Raw genomic sequence first — 16,343 nt, 5'->3', positions numbered from 1 at the left:
AAATATCTCACCGGACAGATATGGAATGGTTCATGGAAGGTAGAGGAAAACCAGATGATTAAAAAACAAAATGCACTACTGCAAAAGGTAATCACAACCTTTGGTAAGGTATCCGGTGCATTGTCAATATGGAAGGAGTGGTTGAATGACATTAGAAGAAAGCAAAGAAGTAATTCCCATGATGGAAGCAATGATTACACAGATAGAGGAACAGCAGAATATCATGGCAGAGATGCTTCAGGAAATACAGGAAAAGGACGAGAAGCTGATGTGCTTTCAGGAGAAGGAAGAACGATTGCAGCAATTAGAGAGCGAATTATCAGAACTGCTTCAAATCTTGCCGGATACAGAAGAACTGTTGATACTTCTGGAAGAAAAGACAGACCAGATACAGAAGCTCACAGACGAAAATCAGCAATGGCAGGAATTGGCACAGAAATTAAACAGCGAGAACCGGCTATTGCAGAAACAGAACAGCGAATTACTGAACTTGAACAGCAATTAGAGAAAGGAAGGTCGATTGATGAACGAATTAAGAAACTCAAAGAGCGACGATCAACTGGAAGAGTTGCTTCTGCTGACAGAGCAGATGCAGGAAGAACTCGACCAGAAAGACAGGACTATCCGGGAACTGAAAGTGCAGCTCGACGAATCGCTGACCTTGAACGAGAGGTTAAACAGCGAGAACAGAGCAGGGAACATTCAAGCCTTAAAGAACGACTTGAGGAAAACAAAAGAATTGTTGCAGAGCGAGAAAGAGAAAACGCTTACCGCAAAGGACATGATAGAGGAATGTCGAGATAAGCTAAGGCAGGCAGAACAGGAACGGGATTATGCACTCTCCCATCAGAAAAAAATAGAGATACCGGTTGAAAAGTCGGTGCTCTATCAAAAGTGCAGGAATTGTAACCACACAGCTTATCTGAAAGCGAAGGAAAGGTATGATACGCAGAGAGAAAAAATGGCAGGCAGATATAAAGCAAAAACAGCTATGTATGAAGCATTGATGTTTCTGCTGATATGGTATTCCGCATCAACTACTCTTTTTCAGATGATACAGTCAAAGGTATTTGTTTCTGATTGCGGAATATTCTTTGATGCAATCGGAACTTTCACACAGACTATTGCTGGCTGGATTGCACTGATAGGAAAGAATGTGGCACAGATTAGTAATGGAATATCCAATCCTGTCATTGCCGGAATTATATACTGGCTGATAAGAATATTGATTTGCGGTGGATGTCTGGTGGGTGCGGGAATATTTTTGGCATTCATCGGAATAAAGATTGTAGGTCTATATAAGAAATACTGTTGGGACATGATTACCATAATGGTAATACTTATAAGCATGGCAACAGCTATCTACTTTGGGAATTGGATAAAGACAGCATTGCCAATCAATCTGCTATTTCTCTTATTATTCGTGCAACTGGTATATGTTGGAATCAGGTGGTATGTAAAGGGATGGCGGGAAGCAAGAGGATATTATTAAAAATCCGATTGTAAACACACAATTTTATGTGCTTAATCACATCTCTTTGCATTTTAATAAAATCCTACAAAATCCTTGAAAACAAAGGATTCATTGTAATGTGTTCGCTTTATCCCTTTATATGATTTCACACTATGTTCCCCTTGCCCTGACTGTTCATAATGGTAAAAGCAAGGGCTGGAAAAACGCATAACGCAATACAACAAAGTGTAGCAATTGGGATATTATGAACGAAGAAATCATCTTTTCATAAGCAGTCAATAAGGCTGAAGGAATTAATCTCTGCCGCCTTATTGACTTTCAGGTGGGCTTCAATTATAATTAAATCAGCTGATTTAAAACAAGCGATTTAGTAAAAGGAGAGATAAAGTATGCCACCAAAAGCCAAATTTACAAAAGCAGAAATTATTGAAGCCGCATTAAATATTGTCAGGGCAGACGGATATGAGGCTTTGACTTCAAGAGCGTTAGGAACATATCTCGGTAGTTCGGCAAGACCCATTTTTACTGTATTTAAAAATATGGAGGAGGTTCAGCAGGATATGATTAAATCTGCTAAAGCTCTGTATAAAGAATATGTCAATAAAGGACTAACAACAGAGCACCCGTTTAAAGGGGTGGGTACACAATATATTCTCTTCGCTGTTAATGAGCCTAAGCTTTTTCAACTCCTCTTTATGACGGAGCAAAAACAAATTCCTGACTTATCTGGTGTACTTCCGCTGATAGATGAAAGTTATGAGCAAATTCTATTGTCAATTCAAGATGATTACAAAATTTGCAAGGCAGCTGGGAAAAAACTGTATCATCATCTTTGGATATATACACACGGAATTGCAACGCTTTGTGCCACAAAAATGTGCCGATTTACAGACGAAGAAATCAGTACAATGATTACTGAGGTATGTATGAGTATTTTGAAAAAGCTGAAGGAAGGAGAAAATAATGATTAAAGCGAGAAATATAATAAAATCCTACCAAAACGGAGAAAGCCGATTCCAAGTATTAAAGGACATCAGTCTTGATATTGAGGATAATGATTTTGTGGTTATTCTCGGCGCATCTGGTTCTGGCAAGTCAACCTTTTTGAATGTAATTTCAGGTCTTGAACGCCCTGACAGCGGTAAAGTGTTTTATGACGGAAAGGATATTACAGCACTTTCTGATAATGAATTAACTTCATTTCGTAAGGAAAATGTCGGATTTATTTTTCAGCAGTATTATTTGCTACCCAATATGAGCGTTGATAAAAATGTAAAAATGGGTGCTGATTTAGCAAATAATAAAGATTATAAAAACGTCATTAGAGCGGTTGGACTCGGAGAAAAACTACATAAATATCCCAGCGAACTTTCGGGTGGCGAACAGCAAAGAGTATCTATTGCAAGAGCTTTGGCAAAAAGACCGAGAGTATTATTTCTTGACGAACCGACAGGAGCATTAGACGAACAAACAGGACGACAGGTTCTTGATTATATATGTAAACTTCAAAAGGAATATGGTTTTACGATTGTAATGGTAACGCACAATTTGAATATTGCGGAAATGGCAAACACAGTTATAAAAATGAATAGCGGAAAAATATCTGAAATTTACACAAATGAAGCACAAAAGACTGCTTATGAGATAGGGTGGTGATGGTATGCTCGTTGGAATAAAAAATGTTTCAAAACTCATCGGTATTTCCATTATAGCCTGTTGTGCTGTTCTTGTTTGTACAATGTTTCTGAACTTTTATTTTGATATTCGATTAATTGAGAGTGAAATTACATCTGAATTATCAATGTTTTTTTATAATGCTCAGGTTTCTACCGCAAAAGTCGTTTGCCTTGTAAGTGGCGGATGCTTGCTTTTAACTGCGATTGTTATGTTGTTGTTTTATATTAAGCATTATATTGACACGCATAAGAAGGAACTTGGGATATTAAAGGCGTTGGGATATTCAAATATCAAAATTGCAAAAAGCTTTTGGGTATTCGGAATTAGTATATTTATTGGAACTGTAACCGGATATGCAGGAGCATTTCTTATAATGCCGTGGTTTTACGCTCTACAAAATGAAGATAAAATGCTTCCTGAGATAACTATCAATTTTCATCCAAGCATTTTATTTTATTTTGTGGTATTGCCGACTGTGTGTTTTTCGGCACTTTCAGTTTATTATGCCTGGTACAAATTCAAAAAACCTGTGTTGCTGCTTTTGAAAGATAATATGCAAACTGCTTCTAAAACACCAAATCATAGAATCGAAAAAAGCAGTGAATTGTCGTTTGTAGAGTATTTGAAAAGGAATACCTTGAAATCTAAAAAGGCACTTGTATTCTTCATTATTTTTGCTTCGTTTTGCTTTTCAGCTATGACACAAATGTCGTTTAGTATGAAAGATTTATCAAGTGAAATGATGGGTGTGATGATGTTGGTCATCGGACTTGTATTAGCGTTTACAACTCTGTTTCTTGCTATAACTACAGTAATAAACGGAAATACAAAAACTATTGCTATGATGAGAGTATTCGGCTATTCACAGAAAGAATGTTGCAGGGCAATTTTAGGAGGATACAGACCGCTGTCCTATATTGGCTTTATAATCGGAACAGTATATCAGTATGGATTGCTTCGGCTTATGGTGGATATTGTATTTAAGGATGTCGAGGGTGTACCTACGTATAAATTTGACTTTCCTACTATGCTTATTTCTCTTGCTTGTTTTATCACGATTTATGAAATTATGATGTATATATATTCTGAAAAAATTAAGAAGATTTCTATCAAGGAAATTATGATTGAGTAACAGGGGAAAATACATACAAACAATATGGATACAGTGCCCTGTCTGGTGAAAAAAACTGAACAATGATACTGGAAAATACCAAATTTAAAAGTTTCATCTGCATTGTCAGAAGTGAAAAAATATAGAATAATAGGGACAAATAAATCTAAAAGGGTTATTTGTCCCTTATTTATCTTTGAATTAAATTTCTAAGGAATCTTCCGCATCTACCCACATTTGCATCGTTCCATCAAGATACAATCTTGCATATTCAAGTGGTTCATCAATAGCAAGTGCATTTAATGCACAATCTGATCCAGGTGTTGTTTTTAAATTCTTTTCTGCTTCCCAGCAGTCAATGCGGAGCATATAGCCAGCACTGGTATATACATCAATGCTGTTTCTGTGTGGATTGTATTCTGCAAATATCGTTCTCATCGTATCAAATCTCCTTATCGTTCAATCAATCATTTGTTAAAAAAATAGAAGCATTTCAATCAGTTCACCATGTCGTTTTAATTTTGTGTTATACTGTTTTATAGGATTTTCTTGCCCTTGTATTTGCCCTTATCAGAGTTCGTAAACACTGGTGGGACAATATAATACAAGGGAAACAATAAGGGAAAGCTCACCTGCGATAAACTTAGTGTTTTCAAGGGCTTGAGAGATATTTGATAATAAAATATAACAATTATTAAATTCCTTGGAATACATGAAATCTCAATTCCAGTTTATAGAGATATTATACATTTATTTTTACCCTATGTTTTATAAATTCTAAATTCTGAAGAAGAATCTATGCTTCAATGAATAAAGGACAACACAATACTTTTAAAAAGGTATCACCCGATTTTTTCAGTATAGAAAAGTATTTTCTTATTGTTGACTTTCTTATTGTCTTTGATTATAATATCAAATGCGACATGAGGTGAAGATCGTGAAATTTACGAAAAAAGACTTTTTAAACGCAAAAAACGGAATCATTGAAATTGATGAGTGGATTGCGGTTGAGGAGAACGATCTACTTCATCATACTCAAGTCAAGTCCATTCCAGAGGTACATGTTACAGGTACTTTACAGTTTGACCATAGATCTCTGGTTTTCTCAGATTTGGATTTGGACGGTGTGATGATCGTTCTAGATTCCATAACGATGGAAGACTTAGAGGTTGCATTTGACACAAAGTCGCAAGAAACGTATTCGTTTGATCCAATTAAGGAGAATGACGAAGATATCATCGTGGTAAAGAAAGATACAGTGGATATCAATCCGGAAATCTTTCAGGCCATTATCTATGAGGCTCCAATGAGCATTACTCGTTTGCCTCGAGATCAATATCCAAAAGGTGATGGATGGCAATTGTTATCTGATCAGGATAAAGAAGAACCAAAGATCGATCCACGATGGGAAAAGTTAAATGATTTCAAACTGGATGATGACTAGGAGGTGCTAGTATGGCTGTTCAACAGAGAAGAGGTTCAAAGACACGTAAAGCAAAACGTAGAACTCACTACAAATTAGTTAAACCAACATTAACACGTTGTCCAAACTGTGGTGAATACAAACTTGCTCATAAAATGTGTTCTTGTGGAGAATACAACGGCAAACAAATCGTTGAGAAATAAGTAAAATAACCAGGGGCACCTGGTTTTTTTCTTTAGAAAGAATAGAGGATTTAAAATGATAGAAATACTGAAGTCAATTCTTTACGGTATCGTAGAAGGAATTACAGAATGGCTTCCAATTAGTTCTACCGGTCATATGATTCTTTTAGAAGAATATATGCCAATGAATGTCAGCAAAGATTTCTGGGATATGTTTCTGGTCGTGATTCAATTAGGGGCGATTATGGCGGTAGTCTTGTTGTATTGGAACAAGATTTTTCCTTTTAGGATTCGTAAAAATGAAAAAATTAAGGTAAAGCAGGATATTTTGATCTTATGGTTAAAGATTATCGTAGCCTGTGTTCCTGCTGCAATCGTTGGTTTGTTGTTTGATGATTGGTTGAACGAACATTTATATAATGGATTTGTCGTTGCGGTTATGTTAATCGTTGTGGGGGTTGCGTTTATCATCATCGAAAACAAAAATGTGAACAAGCCTTCAAGAGTCAATACATTATCACAAATTACATATAAAGATGCGATCATTATTGGTGTTTTCCAGTTGATTGCAGCAATTTTCCCTGGGACATCACGCTCAGGAGCAACCATTGTTGGAGGCTTGATGATTGGAGTATCAAGAACCGTAGCCGCTGAATTTACATTCTTTTTGGCTATTCCTGTTATGTTTGGGGCAAGCTTGTTAAAAATTGTTCGTTTTGGATTAAGTTTTTCATTGATGGAATTTTTGATCTTGATTGTAGGAATGCTGGTTGCGTTTGTTGTTTCAATCTTAGTTATTCGTTTCTTGATGGGATATATCAAAAAACATGATTTCAAGATTTTTGGGTATTATCGTATCATTTTAGGAGCAATCGTTTTATTGACATTTATATTCTAATTAACCATGGAGCTTTCCATGGCTTTTTTAAAGGCAGCTTTTTAAGCTGCCTTATTCAGTAATGATTTGATATTTTGTGCTTCTTTTACATCGTGATGATAGATGTCAGAGTTAAAGTTTACTGGTTTTTTAGAAACATAAAGAGCAAGTTTATTGCCATCTTTCATTGTGATCTTTAATCCGACATAGAGTTGTGGTTCCATAGCTCCGCTTGAAAATGTTATACCACCTAAAACCTGGTGTAAGAATGGTTCCCCTTTTCCTTTGAAAGAAGCTTGTTCATTTAGAATGGATATAGTATCAATATCATCTAAAGAGTATTCACCAGTTGTTCCATCAATGATCTTAAATTTTCTTTCTTTAGGATCGATTACAATATTTTCAAATTCTTTAGTCATAGTTTTACCTCTTTTCAATGTTTCAATTAGTTTTCTAGCTTGTTTAACAGCGTCATGATAGTCAAGATTGTTTCGAACAACATATTCTTTATGGATAGGAAGCGTAATGGTTTCCTTTGAATTTAAGGTTATATTGATCACGACGAATACATGTTCGTCTCCATTCGCTAAACTTGAGGAAGCCATGGTTGCGATGCTGTTCAAGATAGTATCAAACGTATCTTTTTTAGCTGGTAAGATCTTTACTTCCAAATTCTTGATGTCATGGATGGCGATAGGTTTAGGCGTCATTAACTGTCCGTCTTTGATTTCATATTGGATGTAGTTCATAATAGACCTCCTTCTGGTATTATGTTTTCTTTCAATTTCATCATACGATATAATCAATTGAATCGATATTAATGTTTTATTAAGATTTATGCGTAAGAATATTCTTCTTGATATAGTTATAAATGATAAAGAAAATAAATAAATCAGCAGCTAGGATGAAGAGGAAAAAGCCAAAGTTGATCAAGGCATAATTGTATTGCCAGTATAAGAAAGAGGCAAAAGATATTATTATTACGACTAATTCTAAATAGTTTAAAAATATATCTTTATTCATATGTATGTTTTACCTCGTTTCCTTTTGTTTATTAGGTATATTATCTACTTAAATTTTATATCAAATATAAATGAAAAGATATAAGAAATGTAAAAAATTAAAATACACTTTTTAGAAAAATGGGTTACGTTCTAGAAGATGGAAAGAATGCGCCTCTAATAATTTAAATAGACTTTATAAGGCCATTCGTGTATAATTATTTTGGTTTTTACCGAAACTTGATAAGGAGGGAAGTAACATGGATTTACTTACAGTCTCTTTGTCTGGGGTCGCAGGACTTGTTATTGGGATACTTGCTATGGTGGCATATTCTAAAGCAGGATTAAATAAAGATCAGCAAAAAGCAGAACAGTTATTAAAGAAAGCCGAGACTGAAGCAGAAGCAAAGGTCAAACAAGCGGTTTTAGATGGAAAAACACAGGCGCATGATCTACGCGTCGAAGCTGAAAAAGAAATCAAAGAGAGAAAACAGGAAGCAATGGATTTAGAAAATAAATTATTGCGCCGTGAGGACAACTTGAATTTTCGTGATGAAGCTTTGACACAAAAAGAACGCCAGGTGTCAGAAAAAATGCAGAAAGCTGCTGATAAACTGTCATCTTTAGAGGCAAAAGAGAAAAAATTACAAGAAGAGATCGACAAACAGATCGAAGTGCTGGAAAATGTTGCAAAAATGTCCAGCCAGGATGCTAAGGCAGAATTATTCTCAGTCGTTGAGAAGAAAATGGAACACGAAACCATTGCTTATATCAAAGATAAAGAAGAAGAAGCAAAGGCAACGGCGCAGCAAAAAGCGCAAAATATCATTGCGTTGGCAATTGAAAGAATGTCTCAGACAGAAACACAGGAACGTACAGTGAGCGTTGTAAGTCTGCCTGGAGAAGAAATGAAGGGTCGTATCATTGGACGTGAAGGTCGTAATATTCGTTGTTTTGAACAGGCAACAGGTGTCGAGTTAAATATCGATGATACACCAGATTTAATTACGATCACATGTTTTAACCCGGTTCGCCGTGAAATTGCTCGTTTGGCATTGGAACATTTGATTCGTGATGGGCGTATTCAACCAGGGCGTATTGAAGAAGTTGTTAAAAAATACCAGCAGGAAGTTGATCAAGAAATCATCAAGGCTGGTGAAGATGCAGTATTCAAACTAGGTATTGGAAAGATTGATCGTGAGATCGTTAAGTTGATTGGTACATTAAAGTATCGTTATTCTTATGGACAAAACGCTTTGCAGCATTCAATGGAAGTTGCTTATTTGGCTGGTGCCATGGCTGCTGAATTAGGGTTGAACCAGCAAATGGCAAAACGTGCTGGTTTATTACATGATATTGGTAAAGCGTTGAATATTGAACAGCAGGATGGTTCGCATGTTGAACTTGGTTACAAATTCTGTAAAAAACATGGTGAAAAAGAAATCGTATTGAATGCGATCCAATCACATCATGGAGAAGTTGAACCTCGTTTCTTGACAAGTCATTTAGTTATTGCAGCGGATACGATCAGTGCAGCTCGTCCGGGTGCTCGTAAAGAAAGTGCACAGGCTTATATTGACCGCCTTGAAAATCTTGAGAAGATTGCTACAAGCTATGAAGGTGTTAACAGTGCATATGCGATTCAGGCAGGTCGTGAGATTCGCGTCTTGGTAAATCCAGATCAAGTAGATGATTTATCTTGTGTTAAGATTGCCAGAGAAATTCGTGATCAGATTGAGGAAGAATTAACATATCCTGGTCAGATCAAAGTCAATGTTATTCGTGAGATTCGTGCTCAGGAATTGGCTAAATAGTTTAAGAAATTGCTGTAAACAAACGATATGTTTGGATTCATAAATTAGTTGGTAAGCTAGTGCTAACTTATTGGGGTTGAAACACTTTGATTTAACGATTATACTAATATCAAGTTAAATTAAAGGAGGATTTTTAAAATGGCTGTTACTATTGATAAAGATGCTTGCATCGGTTGTGGTGCTTGTGTAGGTGGTTGTCCTGTTGGAGCTCTTTCATTGGATGACGAAGGAAAATCTGTTTGTGACGAAGGTACTTGCATTGACTGCGGTTCTTGCGTAGGTACTTGCCCAGTTGGCGCTATCTCTCAGTAATTGAAGATTCAAACAGAATACTAAAGCCAGGCCTATGTGCTTGGCTATTTTTTTTAGAAAAGGAGAAAATTATGAATAAACGTCCAGAATGGATCTTACCGAATCTTAAAAAAGCTCAGGTTCGTACAAAAAATACTATTGAACGTATTGACTCATTTATTATTCCAGAAAACGCAAAATTTATTGGAAACGGAAAGAAATATTATATTTCTACATATGGCTGTCAGGCAAACGAAAGAGACTCTGAAACATTAGCGGGCATCTTAGATTCATTGGGGTTTGAAAAATCTGAATCACCTGAAGATGTAGATGTCATATTGATCAATACATGCGCAATTCGCCAAAATGCGGAAGAAAAAGTATTGGGTGAAATTGGTAACTTTAAACGTCTTTATCGTGCCAATAAGGATTTAGTGATTGGTGTTTGTGGATGTATGGCACAAGAGGAAGGCTTGGTCAATACGTTATTAGAAAAGTATCCTCAAGTTCGTTTATTGTTTGGAACACACAATATCCATCAGTTACCAGAAATGTTATATTCTGTTATGTTTGAAAAGAAACGTGTCGTAAAGATCTATTCTAAAGAAGGGGAAGTTTATGAAAATCTTCCTGTACATCGTTTTGGCAAACATAAGGCTTGGGTAAATATCATGTATGGTTGTGATAAGTTCTGTACGTATTGTATCGTGCCATATACACGTGGTAAACAGCGCAGCCGTACCATGGATCAGATCTTATTTGAAGTAAAAGAATTATATGATCAAGGGTACAAAGAAATTACATTGTTGGGACAAAATGTGAATGCCTATGGAAAAGATATCGATCCAAATATGAATTTTGCGTGTCTTTTAGAAGAAGTTGCCAAGATTGGTATTCCTCGAATTCGTTTTACGACGAGCCATCCTTGGGATTTCAGCGATGATATGATTGATGTAATTGCCAAATACGATAATATCATGCCATTTGTCCATCTTCCTTTACAGTCAGGCGATGATGAGATATTAAAACGTATGGGACGTCGATATACAAGTGAATCGTATATGGAACTCTTTAATAAGATCGTAACGAAGATCGATCGTGTTGCAGTCTCTACAGATGTCATTGTTGGATTTCCAAATGAAAGTGATGAGCAATTTGAACATACTTTAGAAATCATGGAGAAATGTAAGTTTGATAATGCCTTTACATTTATCTTCTCTCCTCGTCCAGGAACACCGGCAGCTAGAATGGAAGATCCAATTGACTTTGAGACAAAGAAAGAACGACTTGCGAGACTAAACACATTGTGGAACAAATATGCTTTGGAAAAGAACAAGGCATATGAAGGAAAAGTTGTTAAAGTATTGGTAGATGGCTTTTCGAAAAAAGATGACCATGTATATTCTGGATATACAGATACAAATAAACTGGTTAATTTCACTGGTGAAAATATTCAGCCGGGCGATTTTGTAGATGTTCTGATCGAAACAGGTAAAACATTTTCCCTTGATGGAAGAGTAGTATGATATAATATTGAAAAACAATAAGAAAAATATAATCAATGGAGGAAATATGAAAGAAACAAAAAAAGATCTTTCACTGACAGAGAAAGTTCGCATCTTTGCCCTGGGGGGCTTGGATGAAGACGGGAAAAATATGCTCTGTATTGAAGTAGACGATCAGATCTACATCATAGAAGCTGGAATTAAATTTCCAGATGCCAAAGAATCATTAGGTATTGAGTTTATCATTCAAGACTTTTCTTATTTATTGGAAAATAAAGACCGAATCGTTGGTGTTATCATAACGCATGGTCATGATGATGTCATGGGAGCCTTACCATATTTATTAAAGCAGATCAAGGTGGATGTTTATACATCTCCACTAACTGCCAAAATGATTCAAAAGACATTAAGAAAAGAAAAAATAACAGGAATCAAGATTCATCCAATTAAGCGAAATGATCATAAACGCATTGGAAAACGCAAAGTCATCTTCTTCCCGGTAACGCATGCGTATCCAGGTACATTTGGAGTTGCAATTTCAACCACACAAGGATATATCGTTTATTCTGGTGAGTTCATTGAAGATTATGATGCATTGGATGATAAGTATCGTGGTGATTTCAGTACTATTACAGAATTAGGTAATGAAGGCGTATTTATCTTGTTGCAGGAAAGCAAGGGGGCAGAACGTACTGGTCATACATCACCAAATCATAGAATTGCCCCACGGTTGTCTCAGGTTTTAGAACAGCATGATCATTCCCGTATTTTTATTAGTGTATATACGCAAAGTGTTTATCGAATTCAGGAAATCATTGATTGTTGTATCGAATACAATCGCAGGATGTTATTCTATACAAAAGAGTTGCAGGAATTGGTCTCTTATTTAGAAGAACTTGGCTATGAGGTTCCAAAAGAATTGATCGTAGATCCAAAGAGCTTGGATAACGACATGCGAGATCTTGTTGTTATTTGCAGTGGCCAGGGTAAATCATTGTTTAAAATGATCAGCAACATTGCCAATAACGAAGTGGATGAAATTGATTTTGACTCCGATGATGTGATCGTGATTGCTTCTCCAGTCGTTCCAGGTGTGGAACAAGAATTCAAGAGCATGGAAAATGATATTTATAAAGAAGAAGGTAAGATCATCGTGCTTGATAAAAATGTATTGAGCATGCACCCATCAAAAGAAGATCTTAAGATGATGATCTTCTTGATGAAGCCAAAATATTATATTCCTGTCAAAGGTGAATATCGTTTGTTGCATATGAATTCAGAAATTGCATTGGAAATGGGATATTCTCCTAGCAAGATCTTAATTCTTGATAATGGACAGGTTGCAACATTTGAAAATGGTAAATTGAAATCTTGTTCGATGGAACTAGAACTTCACGATATCATGATTGATGGAAAAGAGAACTGGGATATGGCTGGTGTCGTATTGAAGGATCGTGAAATCTTATCTACAGATGGAGTTATGATCTTAGCAATCGGACTTGATGCCTTTACAAAGAAAATTATAAATGGTCCAGATATTCAAACTAGAGGTTTGATCTATTTACGTGATGCGGAATACATCACTAGCGATGTAGCGCAGATCATGGAAAAAACGATTGAAGAGGCGGTTGCCAATAAGACATATGATAATTTAACGACTCGTACAGAGATTCGTGATAAAGTCAGCAAATATTTGTTTAAACAGACCGCAAAGAGACCGATGGTTTTACCGGTTATCTTAGAAATCAATACAAGTAATTTAGGATAAGGGAGTGTGGTGTTCATGGCAGCTGCCAAGAAAAAAACGACAAAAAGGAAAACCACAAACAAAAATAAAAAAAGTAACACAGGCTTGATGCAATCTTATCTCTTTAAGATGTGCGCAAGCCTATGCGTTATAGCGATAAGTGTGATAGCACTATGTAAGTTAGGAATTGTCGGCAATTTTTGCTTTCAGTTCTTTTCTTATTTTTTTGGAGATGTAGTTTATGCGGTATTGATTTTGATGATCCTGGCATGTCTATATGTAATCATAAAGAAAGACATATCTTTGATTCCAAAAAAATATATTTTTGGACTTATATTTTTGCTGTTGGGATGGATGACACTAGAAGCCATTATTCAAACAAGGCCAGATCCAGTATGGAGCAATTTTTCAAATGTATTTGAAAATACCTTTGAAATCTTATTTGATTCAATGCCGGTACGCTCCGGTTTGATTGGTGGTTTGTTGTTAGGAATCTTTGGTTCGTTGTTTGACTATACAGGGACATATCTTGTAGTAGGGTTATTCTTTGTCTTGGCAATTTGTTTATTTGGTTATGATTATTTCATAAAGCGTGAAAAGAAAGAAAAACCTAAACAAAAAGAGAAGAAGAAAGAAACCAAGATTGAAGATGTACCGATTCATGAAGGAAAAACTGATTCTGTATTTGTAGATGTCGATAATGATTTTATTGATCTCGAAGAAAATAAACCTTCTTTTCAGATCATTGAAGCAGATGATCCGAAACCAAAGAAAAAAGAAACTTCAAAAAAACGTGCATCGAAACCTAAAAAAGAAGAAAAGTCAATTGAAGAGCATATTGATTCAGTGCCGGTTAGCTATGTTGATACGCAAGAGGATCCTTATGTGAATTACCGCTTACCTAGACTATCGATCTTAGATAGTGTTCAACGTAAATCACGTACATCAACAAATGCCACGGTTGCCAAACAACAAGGTCAAAAATTGATTGATATCTTGTATGAATATGGTGTAAATGCCAAGCTGGTTCAGATTCATATTGGACCGAGTGTAACCAAATTTGAGATTAAACCTGAACTTGGTGTTCGTGTCAGCAAGATCAGTAATTTAGCAAATGATATTAAAATGGCATTGGCCGCAACTGATCTTCGTATTGAAGCGCCAATTCCAGGTAAGAGTGCAGTTGGGATTGAAATTCCAAACGTGGAAAAAACACCAGTGCAGATGAAAGAATTGATGCAGTCGATCCCTAAAGAATTTGACAGCAAAAAACTGCTGTTTTGCTTGGGGAAGGATTTAACTGGAGATAATGTATATGGCGAATTGAATCGTATGCCGCACTTATTAATTGCCGGAGCTACAGGCTCAGGTAAATCGGTGTGTGTAAATTCCATTATTTGTTCTTTGTTGTTAAGAACGAAACCAGATGAAGTCAAGATGATCTTGATCGATCCGAAAAAGGTTGAATTTACACCTTATAATGATGTACCTCATTTATTAGCTCCTGTTATCACAGATGGTGATCTAGCAAATAAAGGCTTAAAAGTCGTGGTGGAGATGATGGACCATCGTTATGACCTTTTTGGAAATCTTGGGGTAAGAAATATACAGGCATATAACGAATATGTCTTAAATCATCCAGATGAGCATCTAAAACCATTGCCTCGTCTTGTTGTAATTATTGACGAGTTAGCTGATCTTATGCTTGTGGCCGCTAAAGAAGTAGAAGCCAGCATTCAAAGGATCACGCAGTTAGCTCGTGCTGCTGGTATTCATCTAGTTGTCGCAACGCAAAGACCGAGCGTGGATGTTATCACGGGTGTGATCAAAGCCAATATTCCAAGTCGAATCGCCTTTGCGGTAAGTCAGGCTGTGGATTCAAGAACGATCTTAGACCAAGCTGGCGCTGAACAGCTTCTTGGTAATGGGGATATGTTGTATCTTCCAAATGGAGAAACAAGTCCAAAACGTATCCAAGGTGTTTATATCAAAGATGAAGAAGTAAATCGAATTTGTGAATATGTAAAATCACAGGCTAAACCACATTATGATGATGCCTTCATTCAACTAAAAGATTTGCAGAATATGGGCAAAGAAGTAGCTAGTGAGTGTGCTGATCCACTTTATGAAGAAGTGAAACGATTTGTCATTACATCTAGAAGAGCCAGCACATCATTGATTCAAAGAAAATTCTCAATTGGATATGCTAGAGCGGCTCGTTTGATCGATGTTTTAGAGGAAAATCGTATTATTGGGCCGGCCAATGGTTCAAAACCTCGTGAGATCTTAGTGCAAAATACTTTGGAAGATGAAGAAGATTATGTATAATCTTTGTACAAGGAGGCAAGAGTATGAACGTATTTTTAAATTCGGGGAGTCTTCAAGAAAATGAAGATTGCGTTTCCAGCATTGTTCAATTAGGGGATTTCTTCTATTTAAGTGCTCAACTTGGAAAAGGTGATTCCATTACAGAACAGGCTGTATCGGTTTGTAATGAAATCGTGGAAGTATTGAGTGAATTTGATTTGCGATTTGATCATGTTGTTAAATTTACTGTATATCTTAAAAATCTAAAAGATAAAGAAGAGTTTTTATCTGTGTTTAAGAATTATCTTGAAAAACCATTTCCAGCGGTTTCTTTTGTGGGAGTAAACGATTTGGACGATGGTGCGATGATTGCTGTTGAAGGCCAGGGCATCAACACATTAAGACACGAACAGGCACATAAAAACTCAAGTTGTTCTCATGGCTGCTCAGGCTGTGATGGGAGCTGCGGGTAAATATTAAGTATATTTAAATAGCGATAGATTGCATGAATGCTTTCTTTGATTCGTTCAGGATTATTGCATGTAAGACATGTATCGTCATAGAAAATGATGGTACATGTTTTTTTATGGTATAGGATCTCTTTTATCGAAGAAAAATTCACCCATTTACAGGAAGGATCTTTGATAGGAGCAATGGGGAAGTAGATTCTTAATGGAGAAAGTGATATCGTTATAGGAATATATTTTTTCTTATGCACCAAATAAATAAATGAGCGTTTTCTTCCTTCTAAGGTCGATCCATTTTCTAAACATTGTTTATCGAAATATGATTTCATGCTTCTAGCATTTTCATACTCAATTTTATCTTCTTTTATTTTTGCGACTTTACTATTGGCATAGTCATAATACATATAATTTGTCATTTCATTCACCTATGTTCATTGTATATGTTTAAAGTGACAAAAACATGACAT

17 protein-coding genes are annotated in these 16,343 nt (G+C 36.0%); 14 read left to right on the top strand and 3 right to left on the bottom strand.

Annotated elements, in window-relative coordinates; all coding sequences use genetic code 11:
* The first annotated feature begins 141 nt into the window (after nucleotides 1–141).
* From PND65_RS05510 to PND65_RS05490, 5 genes are all read left to right on the top strand, one after another.
* Entirely contained in the window at nucleotides 142–804 is a 663-nt protein-coding gene (locus tag PND65_RS05510; protein WP_456298744.1) for a hypothetical protein, read from the top strand.
* Nucleotides 722–1,492: a DUF6040 family protein gene (locus PND65_RS05505; RefSeq protein ID WP_456298745.1), complete on the top strand. Its 771-nt coding sequence runs from the start codon at nucleotides 722–724 to the stop codon at nucleotides 1,490–1,492. Before PND65_RS05510 ends, PND65_RS05505 begins: the two co-directional genes overlap by 83 nt.
* Before the next feature lie 371 nt (nucleotides 1,493–1,863).
* Complete coding sequence (locus tag PND65_RS05500; RefSeq protein WP_055214599.1) at nucleotides 1,864–2,445, top strand: TetR/AcrR family transcriptional regulator; 582 nt, start codon at nucleotides 1,864–1,866, stop codon at nucleotides 2,443–2,445.
* Nucleotides 2,438–3,130, top strand: a complete 693-nt coding sequence (locus PND65_RS05495) for an ABC transporter ATP-binding protein (protein WP_015517697.1) — start codon at nucleotides 2,438–2,440, stop codon at nucleotides 3,128–3,130. The genes PND65_RS05500 and PND65_RS05495 overlap by 8 nt, the downstream gene beginning before the upstream one ends.
* A 4-nt stretch (nucleotides 3,131–3,134) precedes the next feature.
* On the top strand, nucleotides 3,135–4,283 hold the full coding sequence (locus tag PND65_RS05490; protein ID WP_015541486.1) for an FtsX-like permease family protein: 1,149 nt from the start codon (nucleotides 3,135–3,137) through the stop codon (nucleotides 4,281–4,283).
* 180 nt (nucleotides 4,284–4,463) lie between these two features.
* Here the strand turns inward: PND65_RS05490 and PND65_RS05485 are convergent, their stop codons facing one another.
* Nucleotides 4,464–4,700: a DUF6061 family protein gene (locus PND65_RS05485; protein ID WP_008373065.1), complete on the bottom strand. Its 237-nt coding sequence runs from the start codon at nucleotides 4,698–4,700 to the stop codon at nucleotides 4,464–4,466.
* Nucleotides 4,701–5,199: 499 nt separating this feature from the next.
* Between PND65_RS05485 and PND65_RS05480 the strand changes: the two genes are divergently transcribed.
* From PND65_RS05480 to PND65_RS05470, 3 genes are read left to right on the top strand one after another with little or no spacing between them, the layout of a single operon-like run.
* Entirely contained in the window at nucleotides 5,200–5,706 is a 507-nt protein-coding gene (locus tag PND65_RS05480; protein ID WP_022356396.1) for a YceD family protein, read from the top strand.
* A gap of 11 nt (nucleotides 5,707–5,717) precedes the next feature.
* Nucleotides 5,718–5,888, top strand: a complete 171-nt coding sequence (gene rpmF, locus PND65_RS05475; RefSeq protein WP_015536125.1) for a 50S ribosomal protein L32 — start codon at nucleotides 5,718–5,720, stop codon at nucleotides 5,886–5,888.
* A 55-nt stretch (nucleotides 5,889–5,943) separates the two neighbouring features.
* Entirely contained in the window at nucleotides 5,944–6,765 is an 822-nt protein-coding gene (locus PND65_RS05470; protein WP_015536124.1) for an undecaprenyl-diphosphate phosphatase, read from the top strand.
* A 41-nt stretch (nucleotides 6,766–6,806) separates the two neighbouring features.
* Here the strand turns inward: PND65_RS05470 and PND65_RS05465 are convergent, their stop codons facing one another.
* Nucleotides 6,807–7,493, bottom strand: a complete 687-nt coding sequence (locus PND65_RS05465) for a hypothetical protein (RefSeq protein WP_271991136.1) — start codon at nucleotides 7,491–7,493, stop codon at nucleotides 6,807–6,809.
* Nucleotides 7,494–8,005: 512 nt separating this feature from the next.
* Here PND65_RS05465 and rny point away from each other — a divergent pair.
* The 6 genes from rny (at nucleotide 8,006) to PND65_RS05435 (ending at nucleotide 15,882) form a co-directional block, all read left to right on the top strand.
* Nucleotides 8,006–9,559: a ribonuclease Y gene (gene rny / locus PND65_RS05460; RefSeq protein ID WP_022356398.1), complete on the top strand. Its 1,554-nt coding sequence runs from the start codon at nucleotides 8,006–8,008 to the stop codon at nucleotides 9,557–9,559.
* Nucleotides 9,560–9,697: 138 nt separating this feature from the next.
* Complete coding sequence (locus PND65_RS05455; protein WP_022356399.1) at nucleotides 9,698–9,871, top strand: 4Fe-4S binding protein; 174 nt, start codon at nucleotides 9,698–9,700, stop codon at nucleotides 9,869–9,871.
* 71 nt (nucleotides 9,872–9,942) lie between these two features.
* Nucleotides 9,943–11,376: a tRNA (N6-isopentenyl adenosine(37)-C2)-methylthiotransferase MiaB gene (gene miaB, locus PND65_RS05450; protein ID WP_015536121.1), complete on the top strand. Its 1,434-nt coding sequence runs from the start codon at nucleotides 9,943–9,945 to the stop codon at nucleotides 11,374–11,376.
* Between the two features lie 46 nt (nucleotides 11,377–11,422).
* Nucleotides 11,423–13,123 (top strand): ribonuclease J, encoded by a 1,701-nt coding sequence (locus tag PND65_RS05445; protein WP_271991134.1) that lies wholly within the window; start codon nucleotides 11,423–11,425, stop codon nucleotides 13,121–13,123.
* Between the two features lie 15 nt (nucleotides 13,124–13,138).
* Nucleotides 13,139–15,430: a DNA translocase FtsK gene (locus PND65_RS05440; protein ID WP_271991131.1), complete on the top strand. Its 2,292-nt coding sequence runs from the start codon at nucleotides 13,139–13,141 to the stop codon at nucleotides 15,428–15,430.
* Between the two features lie 23 nt (nucleotides 15,431–15,453).
* Nucleotides 15,454–15,882: a RidA family protein gene (locus tag PND65_RS05435; protein ID WP_195294364.1), complete on the top strand. Its 429-nt coding sequence runs from the start codon at nucleotides 15,454–15,456 to the stop codon at nucleotides 15,880–15,882.
* Here PND65_RS05435 and PND65_RS05430 read toward each other — a convergent pair.
* Nucleotides 15,846–16,292 carry a competence protein ComK gene (locus PND65_RS05430; RefSeq protein WP_087320459.1) on the bottom strand — a complete coding sequence of 149 codons (447 nt, stop codon included), beginning with the start codon at nucleotides 16,290–16,292 and terminating at the stop codon, nucleotides 15,846–15,848. The two genes, PND65_RS05435 and PND65_RS05430, sit on opposite strands and share 37 nt — an antisense overlap.
* Nucleotides 16,293–16,343: the final 51 nt, after the last annotated feature.

It is taken from the genome of Faecalitalea cylindroides (genome assembly GCF_028321995.1).
GTDB lineage: Bacteria > Bacillota_I > Bacilli_A > Erysipelotrichales > Erysipelotrichaceae > Faecalitalea > Faecalitalea cylindroides.
This window is presented reverse-complemented; position numbering and strand designations above follow the sequence as displayed.